Raw genomic sequence first — 20224 nt, 5'->3', positions numbered from 1 at the left:
TGGTCTCCCCCAAGGAGGACCCGTGGGTTCGTACAGCACCGTCCTCGTCGGCACCGACGGCTCCACATCCTCGTTCCGGGCGGTCGAGGCCGCGGCGCGGATCGCCGCCGACGCCGGCGCCACGCTCGTCCTCGCCTGCGCCTACCACCCGATGCCCGAGCGCCAGCGCCAGCACGCCGCCGACCGTCTCGGCGACCTCGCCTACAAGGTCGAGGGCTCCACGCCCGCCGACGACGCGCTGCGCGCCGCCCGCGACCGGGCCGTCGCCGCCGGGGCCCGTGACATCGACGAGGTCGCCGTCGAGGGCGACGCCGTGGACTCCCTCGTGGAACTCGCCGAGAACCGCCGCGCCGACCTCGTCGTGGTCGGCAACCGCGGGCTGAACAGCCTCGCGGGCCGGCTGCTCGGCTCGGTGCCGGCGAACCTGTCCCACCGCTCCCCCTGCGACGTGCTCATCGTCCGCACGACCGATGGCCGGTGACCGGACGGTTCGGTCCGCTGTGATCTTCAGGGGACGCCGGGGGGCGTACAGGACATAGGCTGGAGATGTCGTTTATCGGACGTCGGTTGGGAGGCAGCGCGTGGTCGAGCTCGACGACGTGCCCGAGCTCGTCGACCCGGTGGTGATCGCCGCCTTCGAAGGGTGGAACGACGCCGGAGAAGCGGCGAGCGGCGTGGTACGGCACCTGGAGGACATCTGGGACGCCACCCCGCTGGCCGCACTCGACCCGGACGACTACTACGACTTCCAGGTCACGCGTCCGACCGTCGAGATGGTCGACGGGGAGACCCGGCGCATCAGCTGGCCGACGACACGCCTGTCGGTGGCGAAGATGCCCGGCTCCGACCGTGACGTCGTACTGATCCATGGCATCGAGCCGAACATGCGCTGGCGGGCGTTCTGCCGTGACCTGGTCGGCATCATGCTCGAGCTGAACGCCCGGACCGTCGTGCTGCTCGGGGCGCTGCTGGCCGACGCCCCCCACACCCGGCCCGTGCCGGTGACCGCGGCCTCCTCCGACGCGGCTCTGACCACGCGGCTGCAACTGGAGCCGGCGCGGTACGAGGGACCCACCGGCATCCTTGGCGTGCTGCAGGACGCCTGCGCGAAGGCGGACCTGGAGACGGTGTCGCTGTGGGCCGCGGTGCCGCACTACGTGGCGCAGCCGCCGTCGCCGAAGGCGACCCTGGCGCTGCTGCGCTGGGTGGAGGACATCTTCGACCTCTCGGTGTCCCTGGGTGAGCTGCCCGAGCAGGCGCGCGCCTGGGAGCACGGCGTCAACGAGCTGGCCGAGCAGGACTCCGAGGTCGCGGAGTACGTCCGCGCGCTGGAGGAGCAGAAGGACGCGACGGAGCTCCCGGAGGCGAGCGGCGACGCGATCGCCCGGGAGTTCGAGCGCTACCTGCGCCGCCGCGGCGACGCCCAGTGACACGCTGAGGAGGGGAGGCTCCACGCCTCCCCTCCTCGCTTTCCTCTAGAGCTCGACGCCGAGCAGCGCGTCGACGGCGACGCGGGCCAGGCCGGGCGCCGCGCCGTCGGCCTCGCGGTCCTCGTCGGTGACGCCGAGAGCGTGGTCGGCCCACTCGTCGACGGCCCGGAGCGCCGCCGGGGCGTCGAGGTCATCGGCCAGGTGCCGGCGGATCCGGCCGACGAGATCGCCCGCCGGCGGGCCCGCGGGCAGCAGGACCGCCTCACGCCAGCGGGCCAGGCGCGCCTGGGCCCGGGTGAGGTCGTCCTCCGTCCACTCCCAGTCGGACCGGTAGTGGTGGTCCAGCAGCGCGAGCCGGATCGCCATGGGGTCGGTGCCCGCGGCGCGCAGGCGGGACACGAAGACGAGGTTGCCGCGCGACTTGGACATCTTCTCGCCGTCCAGGCCGACCATTCCGGCGTGGACGTACGCCTTGGCGTGCGGCCGCTCGCCGGTGGCGATCTCGGCGTGCGAGGCGCCCATCTCGTGGTGCGGGAAGACCAGGTCCGAGCCGCCGCCCTCGATGTCGAAGGACATGCCGAGGGTGCGCACGGAGATCGCCGAGCACTCGACGTGCCAGCCGGGCCGACCCCGGCCGAACGGGGAGTCCCACGACGGCTCCCCGGGGCGCTCGGCCTGCCACAGCAGCGCGTCCAGGGGGTCCTTCTTGCCCTTGCGTCCGGGATCGCCGCCGCGCTCGGCGAACAGCGCGAGCATCTCCTTCGGCGACAGGCCGCTGACCCCGCCGAACGCCGGGTCGGCGGAGATGGGGAAGTACAGGTCGCCGTCCAGCTCGTACGTCGCGCCCTTGGCCCGGAGCAGCTCGATGAACTCGATGATCAGCGGGATGGACTCGACGGCGCCGGCGTAGTCACGGGGCGGAAGCACGCGCAGGGCGGTCATGTCGTCGCGGAACAGCGAGATCTCCCGCTCGGCCAGCGCCCGCCAGTCCTCTCCGGTCTGGCCGGCGCGCTCCAGCAGCGGGTCGTCGACGTCGGTGGCGTTCTGCACGTAGTGCACGTCGTGGCCGGCGTCGCGCCAGACGCGGTTCGCCAGGTCGAACGCCAGGTACGTCGCGGCGTGACCCAGGTGGGTCGCGTCGTAGGGGGTGATGCCGCAGACGTAGATCCGCGCGGTCGGGCCGGGATCGGTGGGGCGTACGGCGCCGGCGGACGAGTCATAGACGCTCAGCCGGACGTCGCCGGGGGCGGGGAGGCCGTGTTCGGCCAGGCTGGGGACCTTGGGGGCGGGCCACGATCGCATACCCAGCAGCCTAACCGGCGTCCACGGGTCCACGATCAGGCAGGTTCGGTTCACCGGACGGTAACCCGAATACCGCTCGGATTCCGAGCGTCGCACAGTTAGGTAGCGACCTGCTGGAATTCATCGACGCAGCAGTCTGTGGAACCGGATCCCCTCCCGTTATGTCGCTGAGTGACGCTATGGTTGCCGCGTGAATCTGGCGGAGGAGGCGCGGGCGGAGGGCGTCAGTCCCCGCATCTCTTACCGCTGGTTTCGTCCGGGCACGCGGTTCGCGGCGCGTGGCCGCCGTCTGATAATCGGAGGTGACGGCGAGGTCGCAGGCGTTCTCGCGCGGGGTATGGTCAAGAGGCCCATCTCGATCTGTTCCTGTTGTCATGGCCGTAGTTCGGTGCAGAACCGTACTCACAGCACGCTGGACGTGGCCCGTCGTGGCTGAGCTGCTTGCCGGCGAGGCGTTGTTCGTTGCGCCGGGGCCGTCCGGTGTGGCGATCCGTGACCGGCTCAAGGGCCTGACGCCGCAGGATGTAATGGTGCTGCAGTTGGTGGGTGACCACCTCGGCTCGCTTGCTTCCCGGGACCTGAAGGTGCGGTGCACGGCCGGGCTGAAGCACGACACCGGCCAGTGGGCGGACCGCAAACGAGCGTTGACGGGTGAGTCGTCGTCGCGGTGGGCCGGTTCGATCACCAAGGCCACGCACGACCAGTGGGCGTTAGCGCGGCGTAACCAGCTCGCCCACATCCGCAGTCTCGAGGCCGGGATCGCCACGATCACCCACCGCCTGTCCCTGCCGGTCGGTGAAAAGGGCTCCAAGAAGGCGCCGGGCGGTTACCGCGACGCCGAAGAGTGGTTCGCCAAGACCCGGCGCCTGCGCTTGCTCCAGGACCGGCTTCGACACGAACAGGCCGATCACTGGGTCGGGCTGGTCCGTGTCGTGCGGGGCGGTAAACGGCTGCTGCGCACCCGGCACAACCTGGACGCCGCCGAGCTCACCCCGGCCGAATGGCGTGACCGATGGCGGGCCGAACGCCGGTTCCTCCAGGCCGATGGCGAGTCCGGCAAGCGCTACGGCAACGAGACCATCCGCATCACATCCGAAGGTGAGGTCAGTATCAAACTCCCGGCACGCCTGGCGTATCTGGCCAACACCGGGCACGGCCGGTACGTCCTCACTGCGAAGTTGTCGTTCACGCACCGGGGCGATCGATGGCGCGACCGCATCAGCACCAATCGGGCCGTGGCCTACCGCATTCACGAAGACGTCCAGCGCGGCCACTGGTATGTGACCGCTTCCTGGACGCTCTCACCGGTCAAGACCGTCCCACTCGCAAGCGTCCGCGCCGGGGGCCTGATCGGTGTAGACACCAACGCCGACCACCTGGCCGCCTGGCGACTCGATCACCACGGCAACCCCGTCGGCAACCCGCGCCGCTTCGACTACGACCTGTCCGGCACCGCCGCCCACCGTGACGCCCAGATCCGGCACGCCCTCATCCGCCTCCTGCGCTGGGCACAGCGGCGCAATCTGGCAATCGCGATCGAGAACCTGGACTTTCAGGCGGAGACGACCCGCGAGAAGCACGGGCGCCGTAAACGATTCCGCAAGCTGATCTCCGGCGTGCCCGTCAGCAGGCTGCGCGGCAGGCTGGTGGGCATGGCGGCCGAGCTCGGCGTCACAATCGTCGCCGTCGACCCGGCCTATACCTCGAAATGGGGGGTCCAGCACTGGCAGCGCCCCCTCACGACCACCCGTCGCCGCGTCAGTCGCCATGAGGCGGCGGCCGTGGCGATCGGACGACGCGCCCTGGGGCACCCGATCCGGCGACGGACGGCACCGCCCCCGCACGACCGGAGCGATCGCGCGGGGCATCGGACCGTCCAGGCCGCACCGGTGACCCCAGCGCGTAAGGAACCCCGCCCCCGCAGTCCCGGACCACGGACACGATCCGCGCCGCCCGGACACGGAGCGAACGCGGGGAACCAGGATGCCCAACACCGTTCGGAGCGTCCGGCTGAGCACGCCCATCCCGTGCTCAGTCCATAGGAACGGTAAAGAGTGCGCCATGTCGTGTGGAATAACTGCTGGTCCGCCAGCGATGTGGAAGTCTGGTCACGCTTGTCCCCCTCCCCTAGCCTGAACCCGCACCGTGTCGAAACACCGCAGGAAGAAGCCTCGTCGCCCGCCGCTGGCGGGCCTTTCCGTGTGGGCGGCGACGCTCGCCGCGGCGCTCGGGATCGCGTACCTCACCGTGGACGTCGGCCTGTACCACGGCTCGGCCGCCACGCGCCGGCCGCGGGACGTCGACACCCCCTCCCCGGCGCGGCCGGGGCTCACCCGGCTCACGGTCACCGACCCGGTCGACCACAAGGCGTACGGGGTCTACGTGTGGCGTCCCGACGTGCCGGAGACGCGGATGCTGCCGGTGCTGTACTTCCTGCACGGCGTGCCGAGCGACCCGAAGACGCTCATCGACGACGAAGGGCTCGCCAAGCAGGTCGCGGCGTACGTCGCCAAGGGCGGCACGCCGTTCGAACTGGCGGTGCCGGACGGCAACGGCAGCCACCACGACGACACCGAGTGGGCGAACGCCGTGGACGGATCCGACCGGATCGAGGACCGGCTGCTCGATGAGGTCATCCCCGCCGTCGAGGGCCGGCACCGGCGTGACGCCGCGCACCGTGCGATCGGCGGCTTCTCCATGGGCGGGTACGGCTCGATGAACCTCGCGCTGCGCCACCCCGACGTGTTCGGCGCGGTGACGTCCATCTCCGGTTACTTCCACGTCGACGACCCGTCGCACATGTTCGGCGACCAGGCCGCCGCCATCACCGCCAACCGGCCGGACCAGAACATCCCCGCCGCGCGGCGCGTGCGGATCTTCCTGTCGGCCGCCGAGGACGAGGACAACGACGTCATCAAGGGCGAGCCGGAGCGGTTCAAGAAGCTGCTCGACGCGGCCGGCGTGCGGGCCGTCTACGAAGAACGCCCCGGCGGCCACGACTGGGACTACGTGCGCAGCGTCCTGCCCGACGCGTTCGGCTTCCTCGCGCAGGGATGGACCAAGGCCGGCGCGCCCGGGCCGGTGAACACGGCGCCCGGCCCCAGCGGTTCGCCGCAGTAGGGTCCCGTCCGCGGCGGTTCCCCTGGCGAGCGCGCACGGCGCGGCGCGAGAACGACGCGGCGCGAGAACGACGCGGCGCGAGAACGACGCGGCGCGAGAACGGCGTCGGAGTGGTGCCCGCGGCCGGGCGCTACAGCGGCGGCCAGGGGATGGCGGGCCAATCCTCCGGCGGGTACGGGTGGATCCGGTGCTTGAGCATGAGCTCGATCCGGCCGTGCACCGCCTCGACCTCCTCGGCGGTCAGCAGCCCGGACAGCCGCCGGGCGAAGCCGTCGCGGGTGAAGGCGCGGCGCAGTCGCTGCAGCGCGTCGACCGCCTCGGAGGTGAGCGACTTCCCTCGCCACTGCCACAGCACCGTACGGAGCTTGTACTCGGATGAGAAGCAGACCCCGTGGTCGCAGCCGTACACGTGACCGCTCCTGGTGGGCAGCAGGTGACCGATCTTCCGGTCGGCGTTGTTGACGACGGCGTCGAAGACGGCCATGCGGCGCACGCCCGGGTCGTCACCGCGGGACAGCTCCACCAGGTCGACCTCGGAGTCGTGGTCGATCCACAGCTGCACCATGCCGGGCCCGAACGGCCCGTCGCGGTGCACCGTCGGAGGCACGACGTGCCAGCCCATCTCCTCCGAGACGAGGTAGGCGGCCACCTCGCGTCCCGCCAGGGTGCCGTCGGGGAAGTCCCACAGCGGGCGCTCCCCGGAGACGGGTTTGTAGACGCAGTTGGCGCGCAGGTCATCGTGCGCGATCGAGCAGTACAGCGTCGCGTTGCTGGCCGCGACGAGTCGCCCTTCGACGGTCATGTCGCCGTGCTGGAGGAGGCGGAGGGCGGCCTCGGTGTCGGCGGGGCTCAGTGCGCCGTCCCCGCCGATGCCGTACCTGGAGGGCTGACTCATGTGCTTAGTGTCCAGGGGATCGGGGTCTCAGCCAAGATGGCCGTTCTGGCGAGGACACACGTGACCCTGGGCGTCGAGGGGAAGGCCGCAGAGCGGGCACGGCGGGCGACCCGCGGCGACGATCTTCAAGGCCCGCTGCGCGAACGCCCGCGCCTGGGCCGCGGTGATCCGCACCCGGAGCACGGCGACCGCGGGGTTCTCGCTGCCGATGTCGGCCTCGTCCTCCTCGCTTTCGGTCATCTCCTGGGCCTCGATGACGATGCGCTCGTCCTCGGGGTCCCAGGCGAGGGCCATGGTGCCGACCCGGAACTCCTCTTCGACGGGCTGCTCGAGGGGCTCGTCGTCCTGCAGCTCGACGGGCGCGACGGCGGGGACCACCGCGGCGGCACCGCCCTGGCGCAGCACTTCGTCCAGCAGCTCCTCGAGGCGTTCGGCCAGGAGCGTCACCTGGAACTTCTCCAGGCCCACACTGGTGACGCGGCGGCCGGCCCGTGCCTGGAGGAAGAAGGCGCGCTCGCCCGGCTGGCCGACGGTGCCAGCGACGAACCTGTCGGGCATGTCGTATGCGATGACCGGCATGAGATGACCCTACGCTCCGCCGCCGACCGCCGCGTCACTGTCCCGCCCCGACTTCGCAAGAAGATCGTCGACCCGGCCGCCGACGTCGTTCAGGCGTACGAGGAAGGGACGCAGTTCGGTGTAGCGGATCACGGTGAGCGCGGCCGGGTCGGCCTGGATGCGCTGGAACTGGTCCAGGTGCAGTCCGACGGCGTCGGCCACGATCGCCTTGATGATGTCGCCGTGGCTGCAGACGACGTAGGTCGCCTCCGGCCCGAGCCGGTCGTTCCACTCGCGGATCGCGGACACGGCCCGGTGCTGCGCCTCCGCGAGGGACTCCCCGCCCGGGAAGCGGGCGGCGCTCGGATGCGCCTGGACGACCTTCCAGAGGTCCTCCTTGGCCAGTTCCTCGAGCGGGCGGCCGGTCCACTCGCCGTACTTGACCTCGCCGAGCCGGTCGTCGGTCTGGACGCCGAGGTCGTCCCGACCGGTCAGGATCGCCTCCGCGGTCTCCTGGCAGCGGTCCAGCGGACTGGAGACGATCGCGTCGAGGGGAACGGGCGCCAGCCGCGCGGCGAGTTCGGCGACCTGCTTCCGGCCGCGTTCGTCCAGGTGCACGCCGGGAGTCCACCCCGCGAGCACCGGTCCGGTCATCTCGGTCAGCCCATGGCGTACCAGCAGAAGTGTGGCCACCCGTGAACTCTAGTGGCACTCGGGGGTGGCGCTTGCCTCGCGCACCTGTGGGTAAGCACTGTTGGACGTTTTGTTAACCGGCGATGCGGAACAATGTCCCGTCATGATCGTGGATTGCGCCATCTACCGTAAAGGCGAGCGGGAGACCGTCGACGGCGACCTCAGCGACGCGCTCGACGTCGCCCGTGAGGACGGCGACGCGTTCATGTGGATCGGACTGCATGAGCCGACCCGGGAGGAGTTCGACCTGGTCGCCGACGAGCTCTGCCTGCACCCGCTGGCGATCGAGGACGCGGTCAAGGCCCATCAGCGTCCCAAGCTCGAACGCTACGGAGACACCCTCTTCGTCGTCGTGAAGACGCTGCGCTACATCGACGAGACGTCCGACATCGAGGTCGGCGAGATCATGCTGTTCGTCGGCGCCGACTTCGTCATCACCGTCCGGCACGGCCAGGGCAGCCCGCTCAAGGAGGTGCGCCGGCGGCTCGAGGGCGACCACCGCCTGATGGGCCACGGGCCGAGCGCCGTCCTCTACACGGTCCTCGACGAGGTCGTCGACCGGTACGAGGCGATCGCGCACGAGGTCGAGACCGACATCATCGAGCTGGAGCGCGCGGTCTTCTCGCCCGGGCGCAGCATGGTGACCGAGGACATCTACGACCTCAAGCGGGAGGTGCTGGAGTTCCGCGGCGCCGAGGACCCGCTGATCCCGGTCCTGCAGGACATCGTCAAGGGCCGGGTCGAGGTCGCGCCCGGCACGCTGGAGTACTTCCGCGACGTCCTCGACCACCTGCTGCGCGTGGACGAGCGCGTCGACTCCCACAGCGAACTGCTGACGAACGTGCTCAACGCGCACCTGGCCCAGGTCGGCATGCAGCAGAACGAGGACATGCGCAAGATCTCCGCCTGGGCGGCGATCCTGGCGGTGCCCACCATGGTGACGGGCGTGTACGGGATGAACTTCACGCACATGCCGGAGCTGAAGCAGTGGTGGGGCTATCCCGCGGCGCTCCTGCTGATCCTCGGGATCTGCCTGGGCCTGTACCGCTGGTTCCGCAAGAGCGGCTGGCTGTGACGTGACCCCGGCCGCGGCAGAGGTCGCGGCCGGGGCGGTTCGGGACGACGCGCGGGCGGCGGGTACGAGCGGCGGTTCGGGGCGACGCGCGGGCCGCGGTTCAGGTCGCGGTGATCGCTCCGGCGGCCAGCAGACCGATCAGGACGCCGCCGAGCGCCACTCGGTAGTAGGTGAACAGCAGCGTCGAGTGCCGGACGAGGAACTTCAGCAGCCACGCGATCGAGGCGTACCCGACGACGAAGGACACCACGGTCGCGACCGCGGTCCCGGCGATCGGCAGCCCGCCCTCGCTCACCTTGCGCAGCTCGAACAGGCCGGACAGGACCACCGCCGGGATGGACAGCAGGAAGGAGTAGCGCGCCGCCGCCTCCCGCGTGTACCCGAGGAAGAGGCCACCGGTGATCGTGGAGCCGGACCGCGAGGAGCCGGGGATCAGCGCCAGGCACTGGAAGCCGCCGATGATGAGGCCGTCCCGCATGTTGAGGTCGCCGACCTCGAGCTTCTGCCGGCCCGCCCATTCGGCGACCATCAAGACCAGGCCCATGACGATGAGCGAGGCCGCGTTGATCCAGAGGTTCCGGGCGGGTCCCTCGATCAAGTGGTTGAACGCCAGCCCGATGACCGAGACCGGGATCGTGCCGAGCCCGACGTACCATCCCATCCGCGCGTCGAGGTGACCGCGCAGCTCCTTGTTGGTGAGGCTGCGGAACCACGTGGTGATGATGCGGACGATGTCCCGCCAGAAGTACAGCAGGACCGCGAGCATCGTGCCGAGCTGGATGACCGCCGTGAACGCCGCGCCGGGGTCCTTCCAGCCGAGCAGCCGCGGCACGATCAGAAGGTGTGCGGAGCTGGAGATCGGCAGGAACTCGGTGAGGCCCTGCACGATGCCCAGCACGGTCGCTTGCACGAAGTTCACGGGTCCGGAGTCTCCTTGTTCACCCGCCGCCGCGCGGGGAGTCGCTGATGACGATGGCAGCCTAGTGCCGCGCGGACCCGGCCCGACCCACGGGCGGGGCGTGTCCCGACCGGCGGTCGGCGAGCGTCCCCGCCGCGGTCCGCCCAGCGCACCGGCCCGTCGTCGTCGGGATCCGGCCGGCGGTCGACGCGCCTGCGGCCCACGGCCGGCGTGTGTCCCGGGCCACTGGGCGGGCGTATGCCGGGTCCGCCGACTGCCGATACGCTCCGCAGGCATGGAACAGCGTCACCTGGGCCGAAGCGGCCTGGCCGTTTCCCGTCTCGGCCTCGGAACGATGACCTGGGGCGGGGACACCGAGGTCGAGGACGCCGCCGCCCAGCTCACCGCCTTCGTCGAGGCGGGCGGCACCCTGGTCGACACCGCGGACGTCTACTGCGGCGGGGAGAGCGAGCGGGTCCTGGGCGCCCTCGTCGGCCAGGTCGTCGCGCGTGACGACCTGGTCATCGCCACGAAGGCCGTGCTGACCGCCGACGGTACCCGCGACGCCTCCCGGCGGCACCTGCTGCGCGCCCTCGACGCCTCGCTCGAGCGGCTGGGCACGGACCACGTGGACCTCTGGCAGCTGCACGCCTACGACGCCCGGACGCCCCTGGAGGAGACGCTGTCCGCCCTCGACGACGCGGTCGCCTCCGGCCGGGCGCGCTACACCGGCGTGTCGCACTTCGCCGCGTGGGAGCTCGCCCGCGCCGCGACGTGGCAGAAGGCGTGGCCGGGGCGTACCCCGATCGTCTCCACGCAGGTGGAGTACTCCCTGCTGCGCCGGGACATCGAGGACGACGTGCTGCCGGCGTCCGCGGAACTCGGCGTCGGCGTGCTCCCGTGCTCCCCGCTCGGGCGCGGGGTGCTGACCGGCAAGTACCGCACCGGCATCCCCGCCGACTCTCGCGCGGCGACGCCGCACTACGCGGAGTTCGTGCAGCCCTACCTGAGCGAGCGCGGCGCCCAGATCGTCGAGTCGGTGTCGACCGCCGCCGAGGGGCTCGGCGTCTCGCCGCTGGCCGTCGCGCTCAGCTGGGTGCGCGACCGGCCCGGCATCACGGCTCCCATCGTCGGGGCGCGTACGGCGGGCCAGCTCACCGCGATCCTCAAGGCGGAGGAGGTCACGCTGCCCGCCGAGATCCGCGACGCGCTCGACGACGTCTCATCCGATTGACGCGCTCCCCGGCCCGAAGGCCGGGGATTCGGCCCCGTGCCGCGCGAGGCGGAGGAGGGAGGCGGCCTGGGTTCGGCCGCCGACCGGCGGCAACGCGGCGAGGCGCCGCCTGGACACCGCGCGGTAGGACAGCGGGGCTTTGAGATAGGCCCTAGAGTGAGCGGGCGATGACTGAGACCTTCTCCGGCCCGCTCTCCGATGTGACCGAGCTGTTCGCGGCCAGCGACGTACCGGCCCGGCTGGCGCCCGAGGCGCTGATCCGTCTCGGCGAGTCCGCCGCCAAGATCCTGCGCGACGACCCGTGGCGTCTGCTGGAGATCCCCGGCGTACGGCCCGAGCAGGCCGACTTCTTCGCCCGCAGGCTGCTCGGCGCGGAGGCCGGACCGCACGATCCGCGGCGCGCGGCGGCGCTGGCGGCGCACCTGCTGCTGCGGGCGGCGGGCGACGGCCACACCGTGACGTCCGCCAAGGCGATCCTGTCCGCGCTCGAGGCCCTGGACCCGGGTGACGCGGTCGAGGTGCTGCGCGCCTCCATCGCCGCCGGGCAGATCGCCGCGGTGATGGACGAGGAGTCCGAGACCGAACTGCTCGGCCTCGCCCGGCTCACCCTCGCGGAGGAGACGGTCGCCGAGGGCCTCGCCCGGCTGACCGCCACCGCCGATCCCCTGGCCGCGGTCGAGCGCGTTCCGGAAGCGGTGTGCGAGAGCGGCGTCAGCGTGCTCGCGGGCGCGCCGGAGGCCGTCGAGGAGGTCCTCGGTCGGCTGCGCGACGTCCCCGGCGTGATCGTCACCGCGCCGACCGACCGGTCCGCGCGGGCGCTGGGCGGCGCCCGCGCCCTGCACCTGCTGCTCGAGCCGGGACCCGGGGGCTACTCCCGCGGTGAGGACCGCCCGCTCGAGGCCGACCTGGTGGTGGTGGCCGAGGCGGAGACCCTCGACGTCGAACGCGCGGCCGCGCTCGTCGAGGCGTGCATGGACGGGACGCACCTGGTGCTGGCCGGCGACCCGGCGGCGCCGTCCCCGTCCGGCGCGGGCCGCATCCTCGCCGACGTCATCGCGTCCGGGACGGTCCCGGTGACCGAGCTGCCCGCGACGCCTCGTGACGTCATCGGCCGGCTGACCGCGGCGGCACGCCAGGGCACCCTCGCCCCGGTGGAGTCGCCCGACCGCGAGGTCGTCATCGTCCCGGCCGCGGAGGCCCGTGAGGCGGCCCACCGCGCGGTGCAGCTCGTCACGGACTCGATCCCGCGCGCCCTCGGCATCCCCGGCGAGGAGATCCTCGTCGTTACGCCCGTACGGCGCGGGGAGGCCGGCGCGATCGCGCTCAACCGCGCGCTGAAGGAGCGGCTCAACCCGGGCGCGGGTCCGTACGACGCCGGGGACCGGGTCGTCGCCGTCGCCGACCTGCCGGTGGCCGCCGCCGGCGAGTTCGGCACGGTCACCGCCGTCCGTCCGGACCAGGGCACCCTGGTCGTCGCGTTCCCGGCCGGTGAGGCGACGGTGCCGGACTCCGCGGTGCGGCACGGCTGGGCGGTGACCGTCCGCCGGGCCCAGGGCACGCGCTGGCCCGCCGTCGTCGCCGTCCTGCCCGGTGAGGCGGGCGGGGCGCTGTCCCGGCCGCTCGCGGTGGGCGCCTTCAGCCGGGCACGGCGGCACCTGTCGGTCGTGCACGCCGCCGGCGCGGAGCTGGCCCGCGCGGTCCGCGACCGCGCCGAACCACCCCGCCGGACCCGCCTCGCCGCGTTGCTGCGCGCGAACCTGGCGGACCTGTAAGTCTGTCGTTTCCGCCGTTTCCGTGTAACGCTCGTCTCGTTGGACCAGTTGTCAGTAACAACGGGAGCGACGCAGGGAGTGACATGGGTCCAAGGCGAGACTGGCGGCGCGTCGGTGCGGCATCGGCGACGGTGTCCGCCGGCGCGGTGGTGTTCTTCGCGATCGGCACCGGTCCGGCGTCGGCGGAGACGAGCGCCGCGGTCCGTACGGCGGGTGAGTGCAAGCTCGGCCCCCTGCTGTGCAGCATCTTGAACGGCGGAAAGGGCAGCGCCTCGTCTCCGCCGAAGTCGGGCGGCAGCGGATCGTCCAAACCGACGACGAAGCCGAGCAAGCCCAAGCCACAACCCAAGCCGAAGCCCGCCTCCGGCCGCGCCACGCACTCCGGCTCGGGCGGCGGCTCCGGCGGCTCCGGCGGCTCGAGCGGTTCGGGTTCGGTGCACGCGCCGATCGCCCCGCCGGCGGCCGGTGCGGGCGGCAGCGCCCCTGAGGTCGCCGCGCCGCAGCAGCAGGGCCCCGCGCTGCCCGACATCGTGTCGCGGGATCCGGTCGTGTCCCCACAGGACTCGCCGGTCGGCCAGGACCAGGCCACCCCGGCCCGCCTCGTGGCCGCCAGCGCCCCCGAGAGCGACCCGGTGCCGCCGCTCCTGGTGGCGACCGCCTCGGGCCTGATCGGCGCGGTCACGGCGCTCAATCTGAGCGTGCTCGGCCGCCGCCTGCGCCGGCCGCGCTGACGGTCGGGTACGTCCAGAACCCCGCCGGCGCGGACCCATCGACCGTCCAGGAGGCGACGGCGAGGTCGCCGACGCCGTCCTGGCGGCCTGCCGCCGACGCTGTCCTGACGTCCGCCGCCGACCACGGTTCGGGCCTGAGACGGCGGTGCGAAGTCCGTTAGAGTGACGCCGGAGATGGCGGATTCGATCAAGGCTCGTGGGGGCGGCGTCCTGATCGGCGCGTTGGTCGTCGACGCGGTCGGCAACGGGCTCTTCCTTCCGTTGTCGCTGGTCTTCTTCACCCGGTTCACCGACATCCCGCTCGGTCTGCTCGGCGTCCTGATCAGTGCCGCCAACGCCGTCACGCTCCCCGTCCCCGTGTGGGTCGGTGCGCTGGCCGACCGGCTGGGCGCCCTGCCCCTGGTCGTCGCGGCCCAGGTCATGCAGGCGCTGGGCTACCTCGCCTACGTCCACGTGCGGACTCCCGTCGGCGTCCTTCTCGCGGCGGCCCTGGTGGCCGTGGGCGTGCGGTTCTTCTGGTCCTCCGTCTTCACCGCGATCGCGGACTACGCCGACGCGAGCCCCTCCGCCCGGAGCACCGACTCCTGGTTCGCCTGGGCCAACATGACCCGTACCGCGGGGCTCGGCGTGGGCGGCCTGATCACGGGCGCCGTCATGGCCGACGGCCGCGCCGCCGCCTATCGCGCGCTCGCCTACGGCGCGGCCGGCTGTTTCGCGGTGGCCGCCGCCGCGATCGGCGTCTTCGTCCGCGCGCCACGCCGCCGCGACGGCACCGGACGGGCCCGATCCGGATATGGAACGCTCCTCCGGGACCGCCCGTTCCTCGCCCTGACCGGTGTCAACACCGTCCTGGCGATGACGAGCATGATGCTCGGCCTGGCCCTGCCCACGTTCGTGCTCACCGGCCTTCGAGGGCCGTCCTGGCTCGCGTCCGCGCTCTTCGTGGGCAACACCGTCCTGGTGTCGGTGCTGGCCGCACCCGTCGTCGAGCGACTCGCCGGGTACCGGCGCACCCGGGTGCTGATGACCGCGACCGCCCTGTGGGCCGCGTGGTGCTTCGTGTTGGCCGGTCTCGTCCCCGGCCGGCCGGCCGTGACGATCCCCGTGCTGGCCGGCGCGACGGTGCTGTTCACCCTGGCCGAGGTGATGCACGCACCGGTCTCGATGGCGCTGGCGGCCGCGATCTCCCCCGTCGAACTCAGGGGCCGCTACATGGCCGCCTTCCAGTACTCGTTCACCCTCGCCGGGATCATCGCGCCAGCGTTCTTCACCCGGCTGTTCAGTGTCCACCGCGCCCTGCCGTGGGTCGCCCTCGGCGCGATCGACTGCCTCGCCCTCGTCGCCGTACGACTGATGGAGCCGAGCCTGACGACCGCGACGCGACGTGCCGCCGCCGACGCCGATCGGACCCGCGAAGAACCCCGCACGGTGAGCTGAGCAGAGGAGTCGGCGATGCGATACCGGCCATCGTCCCCTGCGCGGGGCAGATCAGGCCCAGCTGACGCCGCTCGGCTTCTCGCCCACGCCGTTCACCTCTCGCCCTCTCAGTCGATGTTCAGCCCACTGTCGCGTGAGCGCCGCGCGCTCTGCGACCCATTCTGCTTGGTCGTGCTCACATCGCACGCGCCAGCACTGTGCGAGCGCCATGGAGAACGCATCGATCGCGGCTGAATCGGCCCGGTTCCATGCCGGGAACCGTTCAGCCCATGCCGCCGCCCGGGAAGGGCTATGGCCGGCTTTGATCAGCCACGGAATCATCAAGCCCAACTCGACCCAGGCCGCACCTCGCGCGACGAACGCCCAGTCCACGAGATAGACACGTTCGTCCGGGGTGATCAACAGGTTGTCCGCGTTGATGTCAGTATGCAGCAGCACATCACCGGCCGCACCGGACACATCGACATCCGCCAAAGTCCAACGGCGTTCCACGCGACCCTTGACCACCTCAGGAGCGACCGTCTCCTGAAGCGTACGAATCACCCGATCGAGTGCGGCCAGATCTGGAGAGCCGGGCGAGTAATCGGCATGTCGGCCGGCTACATGTTCGAATCCGAGGGCGAGCCACTCCCCGGCCTCCGCCCGCCACAGAAGCCGGGGGGCGAGCTCGGCCACGTACGGATTGATCGCCGCTTCCCAGCGCAGCGCCCGGACCTCGGGACCGTCGACGTCCGTCGACACCTTCCGCGCGGCTTTGACGAATACACGTCCGTCCGACGTATGCAATGTGGACGCGAAGTCCGCGTGGTTTCCCCGTGTAGCCGGTTGGAGGGCACGAATCCGACCGGCGCGGTCCTTTATCGCTGCCTGGAGTTGTCCAGGCAGCTCGGTCCAGGCGGTGCGCATGGGACTCCTACTCTAGGAAAGCGGCGGAAGGATGGGCGGTGCGCAGCAGGGCGGGCAGCAACTCGTCGCGGTGGACCAGAACTCGGGGTCTACGCGGTAGCCGGTGGCGTACAACGCCGGGAGAGTGTGTTCCAGCGCGTGGCCGGACCGCATCTCCGCGGTCAGCACCGGCCGGTGGTGGATGTACTCGCCCGCGATCTCCCTGCAGAACGGCACGTAGTCCTCGGTGTGCTCGATGAAGGCGTGCCAGGCCGGGTCGACCGTGACGTCCGGGACGACCCGGTAGCCCGCGCCGTCCGGCAGCAGCATGGCCTTGGACTTGGCCTTGCGGGTGTCGGCGTACGCCTTGAGGAAGACGAGGGCCTGGCCGAACATCCGCTCGGCGTAGACCTTCGTCACCTCCATCTTCTTGGCGAGGTGCGTGGTGACCTTCTCGAAGACCTCGGGTGAGACGAGGTCTCGTGGGTCCTTCGGATCGACCTGGGCCTGGTGCAGAGGATGTTCCGTCGTGATCGTCACGACCGGCTCCTTCCGGTTGATGATGCTGCTACTGACGTGGAGCTGTTTACCGGCCTGCTCCCTTCACAGTCGCGTCTATATTGGTGACCACGGTGCTGATGCAGGTCGTCTCCGAAGGCATCAGCGCGGTGGAGTTCATGCGACCAGCGTCGTTTCTGCCGGGCTTTCATCCCGCTTCACCAGATAGCCCGACACCGGGAAATTCGCGAATATGCTGAAGTCCTGGCGTCTGGCGAGCCGGTCCTCGTAGTAGGCCATCCGCTTCTCCAGTTCGGCCGCCGAATCGGCTTCGAGTCGCACGAAGAACGTCCTACTCGCCAGCCGGTCCGTAAGCGCCCACCAGGGCTTCAGCACCCGGCCTTCGTAGCCGTATCCGTGACAGACGCCGTAGCCGACGATCCAACCGGGATAACGGCCTTCGATCCGCGCGGTCATCCTGTCGGCATCCGCCTTGCCGATCCCCGTCACTCGGCGCATGGCACCGCCCTCGCGATCTTGCCGTGGTCGTCGCGCCGCCACTCGAACGACTCGCACAGCGCCTCGACCATGGCGAGACCTCTGCCGGCGGTGTCCTCGACGCCCGCGTGACGCGGCTCGGGGATGTCGCCGGAGGGGTCCCATACTTCAAGACAGAGCTTCCCGGCTTCGCGGGACACCACGACCCGGAATTCTGTGACGTTCTCTACGTGAAGAATAACGTTGTTGGACAGCTCGGCGACGACGCTGATCGCGTTATCGATCAGCAGCTCGCCACATTTCCAGTCTGTGAGTACGTCTCGAAGGAAGCGCCGGATGCGCCTCACCGATCGGCGATCCGCCGTCGGATGTATAACGCATCGTTGATCGGGGTCGCCACATAGCATCGGCACGGCCGGCTCCCCTCTGTGTCGTGGTTATCCTGTTCCCGTTCCGGGTTGGCCCTTTCTCACCATGGCAGGACGGCGTTATGCTGGCCACCCGCTTTTCGTCACAAGGCGGCGCACCGCGACTCGCGACAAACGCCACGTCGATATAAGGGGTATAAATGGGCAGACCAGCAAAGCAGCTCAGACCGGGCGATTCCCCCACCGCCTACTTCGGATATGAACTGCGAAGGCACCGCGAACACGAGCAACTCACCCAGGACCAACTGGCCGCCGAGCTCCGCTGGACCAGACCCATCGTGAGCATGTTCGAACTGGCCGAACGCGTGCCCAGGCGCCACCACGCGGAAGCCCTCGACGCCTACTTCCACACCGACCGCTTCGGTCACCTGTACGACCTGATCAAGAAAGAGGCCGTCCCCAGCTTCTTCCGGGGATACGTCGAGAAGGAACGAACCGCCGATCAGCTACGGACGCACGATCCGCTGCTCATCCCCGGCCTTCTCCAGACCGAGGACTACGCCACGGCCGTCCTCCGGGCCGGACGCGGTCCTGACGAGCTGGAGCACTCCGTGGCGGCCCGCCTGGAGCGCCAGCGGATCCTCTTCCGTGCGGACCCCGCGCCCGCCCGGCTATGGGCGCTGATCGATGAGGCGGCACTTCGCCGCCAGGTCGGCGGACCAGACGTCATGGCCGCCCAGCTCGGCCATCTCCTCGAGATCGCCGACCGCTACAACGTCACGCTTCAGGTCGTCCCCGAGTCCGCGCAGACGTACGCCGGGCTGGAAGGGGCGTTCACCATCCTCAGCTTCCACGACGGCGCGGACATCGCCTACGTCGACGCCGTGCGCGGCGGCTATCTGATCGATCAGCAGGCGCGTGTCCGGGAGATCACGTTAACGTGGGATCTCGTCCGGACGTCGGCGCTGCCGGGCGAGGACAGCCTGAACAAGGTGAAGGAGTACCTGTGAATCTCAACCAGCAGCCCTGGAAGAAGAGCAGCCGCAGCGGCAACTCCGGCGGCCAGTGCGTCGAGGTCACCGTCCTGGAGGACACCCGGTCCGCCTGACGCCGGACGTACGAAAGCCCCTCCGCTCACACCTCAGTGGGGCCGGACCATCCGGGCGGGTCGGCATCCGCCACCTCGGCGAGGTCACCGACGCCGACCCGCCACCGGCCACCGAGCGCCCCGCCGAGCAGGCGGGGCGCCAGGCCGTTCTCGAACCTCAGCCGCCGACGGCGTGCACGCCGCCGTCGACGTGGACGATCTCACCCGTCGTCGCGGGGAACCAGTCGGACAGCAGCGCGACGCAGGCCTTGGCGGTCGGCTCCGGGTCCGCGACGTCCCAGCCCAGCGGGGCCTTGTCCGGCCAGACGTTCGTGAACTCCTCGAAGCCCGGGATGCTCTTGGCCGCCATGGTCTTGAGCGGTCCGGCGGCGACGAGGTTGACGCGCACGCCGTCCGGGCCGAGGTACTTGGCGAGGTAGCGGGCGGTCGACTCCAGGCCGGCCTTCGCCACGCCCATCCAGTCGTACACCGGCCAGGCCTGGGTGGCGTCGAAGTCCAGGCCGACGACCGAGCCGCCGTTCTTCATCAGCGGCAGGCAGGCGGCCGTCAGGGACTTCAGGGAGTAGGCCGAGACCTGCACCGCGGTGGCGACGTCGTCCCACTCGGTGTTTATGAAGTTGCCGCCCATGGCGGTCTGCGGCGCGAACCCGATGGAGTGCACGATCCCGTCGAGCCCGTCCACGTGCTCGGCGACCTTCCCGGCGAGGCCGTCGAGGTGCTCGGCGTCGGTGACGTCCAGCTCGATGACCGGCGCGGCCTCCGGGAGGCGCTTGGCGATGCGTTCGACGAGCGACATGCGGCCGTACCCGGTGAGGACGAGCTCGGCGCCCTCCAACTGGGCGAGCCGTGCCACATGGAAGCCGATGGAGGCGTCGGTGAGGACGCCGGTGACGAGGATCCGCTTGCCGTCGAGAATGCCCATTCAGTGTCCCATTTCCAGATGTCGGCCGCCGGTCGCCCGCGGCCCGGTGCTCGTTTCGGGGATGCGCGGGGTCAGTGACCCATGCCGAGGCCGCCGTCGACGGGGATCACGGCGCCGGTGATGTAGGCGGCGTCCTCCCCGGCGAGGAAGCGGACGGCCTTGGCGATCTCGGCCGGCTGGGCGACGCGGCCCAGCGGGATCTGCTTCTTGATCTCCGCCTGGCGGTCCTCCCCCAGCGCAGCGGTCATGTCGGTGTCCACGAAGCCGGGCGCGACGACGTTCACCGTGATGTTGCGCGAACCGAGCTCGCGGGCCAGCGACCGGGCGAAGCCGACGAGACCGGCCTTGGAGGCGGCGTAGTTGGCCTGCCCGCCGGAGCCGAGCAGCCCGACGACGGAGGACACGAGGATGATCCGGCCGTTGCGCTTGCGCATCATGCCGCGTACGGCACGTTTGGCGACGCGATAGGCGCCGGTGAGGTTGGTGTCGAGGACGGAGGTGAACTCGTCCTCGCTCATCAGCGCCAGCAGGTTGTCCCTGGTGATGCCGGCGTTGGCGACGAGCACCTGGACCGGGCCCTGCTCGGCCTCGACCTTCCCGAACGCGGCGTCGACGTCCTCGGCGCTGGTGATGTCACAGCGCACTCCGAACAGGCCCTCCGGGGGCTCTCCGGAGCGGTAGGTCACGGCGACGGCGTCCCCGGCGTCCTTCAGCTCGTGGGCGATGGCCAGCCCGATTCCCCGGTTGCCTCCGGTGACCAGGACGGAGCGACTCATTCGACAAACCTCCAGTTCGATCGT

22 protein-coding genes are annotated in these 20224 nt (G+C 70.9%); 11 read left to right on the top strand and 11 right to left on the bottom strand.

Features of this window, described 5'->3' with window-relative positions:
- Positions 1-22 precede the first annotated feature (22 nt).
- Together AB0K82_RS18500 and AB0K82_RS18495 are read left to right on the top strand one after the other, a co-directional pair.
- Positions 23-481 (top strand): universal stress protein, encoded by a 459-nt coding sequence (locus AB0K82_RS18500; RefSeq protein WP_345346810.1) that lies wholly within the window; start codon positions 23-25, stop codon positions 479-481.
- 100 nt (positions 482-581) lie between these two features.
- Positions 582-1430 carry a PAC2 family protein gene (locus AB0K82_RS18495; protein ID WP_364398307.1) on the top strand — a complete coding sequence of 283 codons (849 nt, stop codon included), beginning with the start codon at positions 582-584 and terminating at the stop codon, positions 1428-1430.
- A 45-nt stretch (positions 1431-1475) separates the two neighbouring features.
- Here the strand turns inward: AB0K82_RS18495 and mshC are convergent, their stop codons facing one another.
- Positions 1476-2738, bottom strand: coding sequence for a cysteine--1-D-myo-inosityl 2-amino-2-deoxy-alpha-D-glucopyranoside ligase (mshC, locus tag AB0K82_RS18490; protein WP_364398370.1), 1263 nt, complete (start codon positions 2736-2738; stop codon positions 1476-1478).
- Positions 2739-3160: 422 nt separating this feature from the next.
- Here mshC and AB0K82_RS18485 point away from each other — a divergent pair, with 422 nt between their 5' ends.
- Both AB0K82_RS18485 and AB0K82_RS18480 read left to right on the top strand, forming a co-directional pair.
- Positions 3161-4774, top strand: a complete 1614-nt coding sequence (locus AB0K82_RS18485; RefSeq protein WP_364398305.1) for an IS200/IS605 family accessory protein TnpB-related protein — start codon at positions 3161-3163, stop codon at positions 4772-4774.
- A gap of 103 nt (positions 4775-4877) precedes the next feature.
- Positions 4878-5852: an alpha/beta hydrolase-fold protein gene (locus AB0K82_RS18480; protein WP_364398303.1), complete on the top strand. Its 975-nt coding sequence runs from the start codon at positions 4878-4880 to the stop codon at positions 5850-5852.
- A gap of 130 nt (positions 5853-5982) precedes the next feature.
- On the opposite strand, the gene AB0K82_RS18475 is transcribed toward AB0K82_RS18480, so the two are convergent.
- Genes AB0K82_RS18475 through AB0K82_RS18465 form a run of 3 tightly spaced genes read right to left on the bottom strand, consistent with a single transcriptional unit; the run spans position 5983 to position 7998 of the window.
- Complete coding sequence (locus AB0K82_RS18475) at positions 5983-6747, bottom strand: SCO1664 family protein (protein ID WP_364398302.1); 765 nt, start codon at positions 6745-6747, stop codon at positions 5983-5985.
- A gap of 27 nt (positions 6748-6774) precedes the next feature.
- Positions 6775-7326: a DUF3090 domain-containing protein gene (locus AB0K82_RS18470; protein WP_364398300.1), complete on the bottom strand. Its 552-nt coding sequence runs from the start codon at positions 7324-7326 to the stop codon at positions 6775-6777.
- Positions 7327-7335: 9 nt separating this feature from the next.
- Positions 7336-7998, bottom strand: a complete 663-nt coding sequence (locus tag AB0K82_RS18465; RefSeq protein ID WP_364398298.1) for a histidine phosphatase family protein — start codon at positions 7996-7998, stop codon at positions 7336-7338.
- Positions 7999-8101: 103 nt separating this feature from the next.
- Here AB0K82_RS18465 and corA point away from each other — a divergent pair, with 103 nt between their 5' ends.
- Complete coding sequence (corA, locus tag AB0K82_RS18460; protein ID WP_364398296.1) at positions 8102-9073, top strand: magnesium/cobalt transporter CorA; 972 nt, start codon at positions 8102-8104, stop codon at positions 9071-9073.
- Between the two features lie 100 nt (positions 9074-9173).
- Here corA and AB0K82_RS18455 read toward each other — a convergent pair whose 3' ends face one another.
- Positions 9174-9992: an undecaprenyl-diphosphate phosphatase gene (locus AB0K82_RS18455; RefSeq protein WP_364398294.1), complete on the bottom strand. Its 819-nt coding sequence runs from the start codon at positions 9990-9992 to the stop codon at positions 9174-9176.
- 274 nt (positions 9993-10266) lie between these two features.
- On the opposite strand from AB0K82_RS18455, the gene AB0K82_RS18450 reads away from it, so the two are divergent.
- From AB0K82_RS18450 to AB0K82_RS18435, 4 genes are all read left to right on the top strand, one after another.
- Entirely contained in the window at positions 10267-11205 is a 939-nt protein-coding gene (locus AB0K82_RS18450; RefSeq protein WP_364398292.1) for an aldo/keto reductase, read from the top strand.
- A 167-nt stretch (positions 11206-11372) separates the two neighbouring features.
- Positions 11373-12977 carry a helix-hairpin-helix domain-containing protein gene (locus AB0K82_RS18445; protein ID WP_364398291.1) on the top strand — a complete coding sequence of 535 codons (1605 nt, stop codon included), beginning with the start codon at positions 11373-11375 and terminating at the stop codon, positions 12975-12977.
- 83 nt (positions 12978-13060) lie between these two features.
- Positions 13061-13708 carry a hypothetical protein gene (locus AB0K82_RS18440; protein ID WP_364398289.1) on the top strand — a complete coding sequence of 216 codons (648 nt, stop codon included), beginning with the start codon at positions 13061-13063 and terminating at the stop codon, positions 13706-13708.
- 174 nt (positions 13709-13882) lie between these two features.
- On the top strand, positions 13883-15145 hold the full coding sequence (locus AB0K82_RS18435) for an MFS transporter (protein WP_364398287.1): 1263 nt from the start codon (positions 13883-13885) through the stop codon (positions 15143-15145).
- A 51-nt stretch (positions 15146-15196) separates the two neighbouring features.
- On the opposite strand, the gene AB0K82_RS18430 is transcribed toward AB0K82_RS18435, so the two are convergent.
- The 4 genes from AB0K82_RS18430 to AB0K82_RS18415 form a co-directional block, all read right to left on the bottom strand.
- Entirely contained in the window at positions 15197-16051 is an 855-nt protein-coding gene (locus AB0K82_RS18430; protein WP_364398286.1) for a phosphotransferase, read from the bottom strand.
- 12 nt (positions 16052-16063) lie between these two features.
- Positions 16064-16570, bottom strand: coding sequence for a hypothetical protein (locus AB0K82_RS18425; protein WP_364398285.1), 507 nt, complete (start codon positions 16568-16570; stop codon positions 16064-16066).
- Between the two features lie 135 nt (positions 16571-16705).
- Complete coding sequence (locus AB0K82_RS18420) at positions 16706-17038, bottom strand: hypothetical protein (protein ID WP_364398283.1); 333 nt, start codon at positions 17036-17038, stop codon at positions 16706-16708.
- Complete coding sequence (locus tag AB0K82_RS18415; RefSeq protein ID WP_364398368.1) at positions 17035-17433, bottom strand: ATP-binding protein; 399 nt, start codon at positions 17431-17433, stop codon at positions 17035-17037. The genes AB0K82_RS18420 and AB0K82_RS18415 overlap by 4 nt, the downstream gene beginning before the upstream one ends.
- A 161-nt stretch (positions 17434-17594) precedes the next feature.
- Here AB0K82_RS18415 and AB0K82_RS18410 point away from each other — a divergent pair, with 161 nt between their 5' ends.
- Positions 17595-18404, top strand: coding sequence for a helix-turn-helix transcriptional regulator (locus AB0K82_RS18410; protein WP_364398281.1), 810 nt, complete (start codon positions 17595-17597; stop codon positions 18402-18404).
- Positions 18401-18502: a DUF397 domain-containing protein gene (locus tag AB0K82_RS18405; protein WP_364398280.1), complete on the top strand. Its 102-nt coding sequence runs from the start codon at positions 18401-18403 to the stop codon at positions 18500-18502. The genes AB0K82_RS18410 and AB0K82_RS18405 overlap by 4 nt, the downstream gene beginning before the upstream one ends.
- 157 nt (positions 18503-18659) lie before the next feature.
- Here the strand turns inward: AB0K82_RS18405 and fabI are convergent, their stop codons facing one another.
- The gene (gene fabI / locus AB0K82_RS18400; protein WP_364398278.1) at positions 18660-19424 is read right to left on the bottom strand and encodes an enoyl-ACP reductase FabI; all 765 of its coding nucleotides are present in this window, start codon (positions 19422-19424) and stop codon (positions 18660-18662) included.
- A 71-nt stretch (positions 19425-19495) separates the two neighbouring features.
- Positions 19496-20200 (bottom strand): beta-ketoacyl-ACP reductase, encoded by a 705-nt coding sequence (locus tag AB0K82_RS18395; protein ID WP_364398276.1) that lies wholly within the window; start codon positions 20198-20200, stop codon positions 19496-19498.
- Positions 20201-20224: the final 24 nt, after the last annotated feature.

The organism is Actinoallomurus sp. NPDC052274 (assembly GCF_040679475.1).
Classification (GTDB): Bacteria; Actinomycetota; Actinomycetes; order Streptosporangiales; family Streptosporangiaceae; genus Actinoallomurus; species Actinoallomurus liliacearum.
Note: the sequence above shows the minus strand (reverse complement) of the source record. Positions and strands in the feature narration are given on the sequence as shown.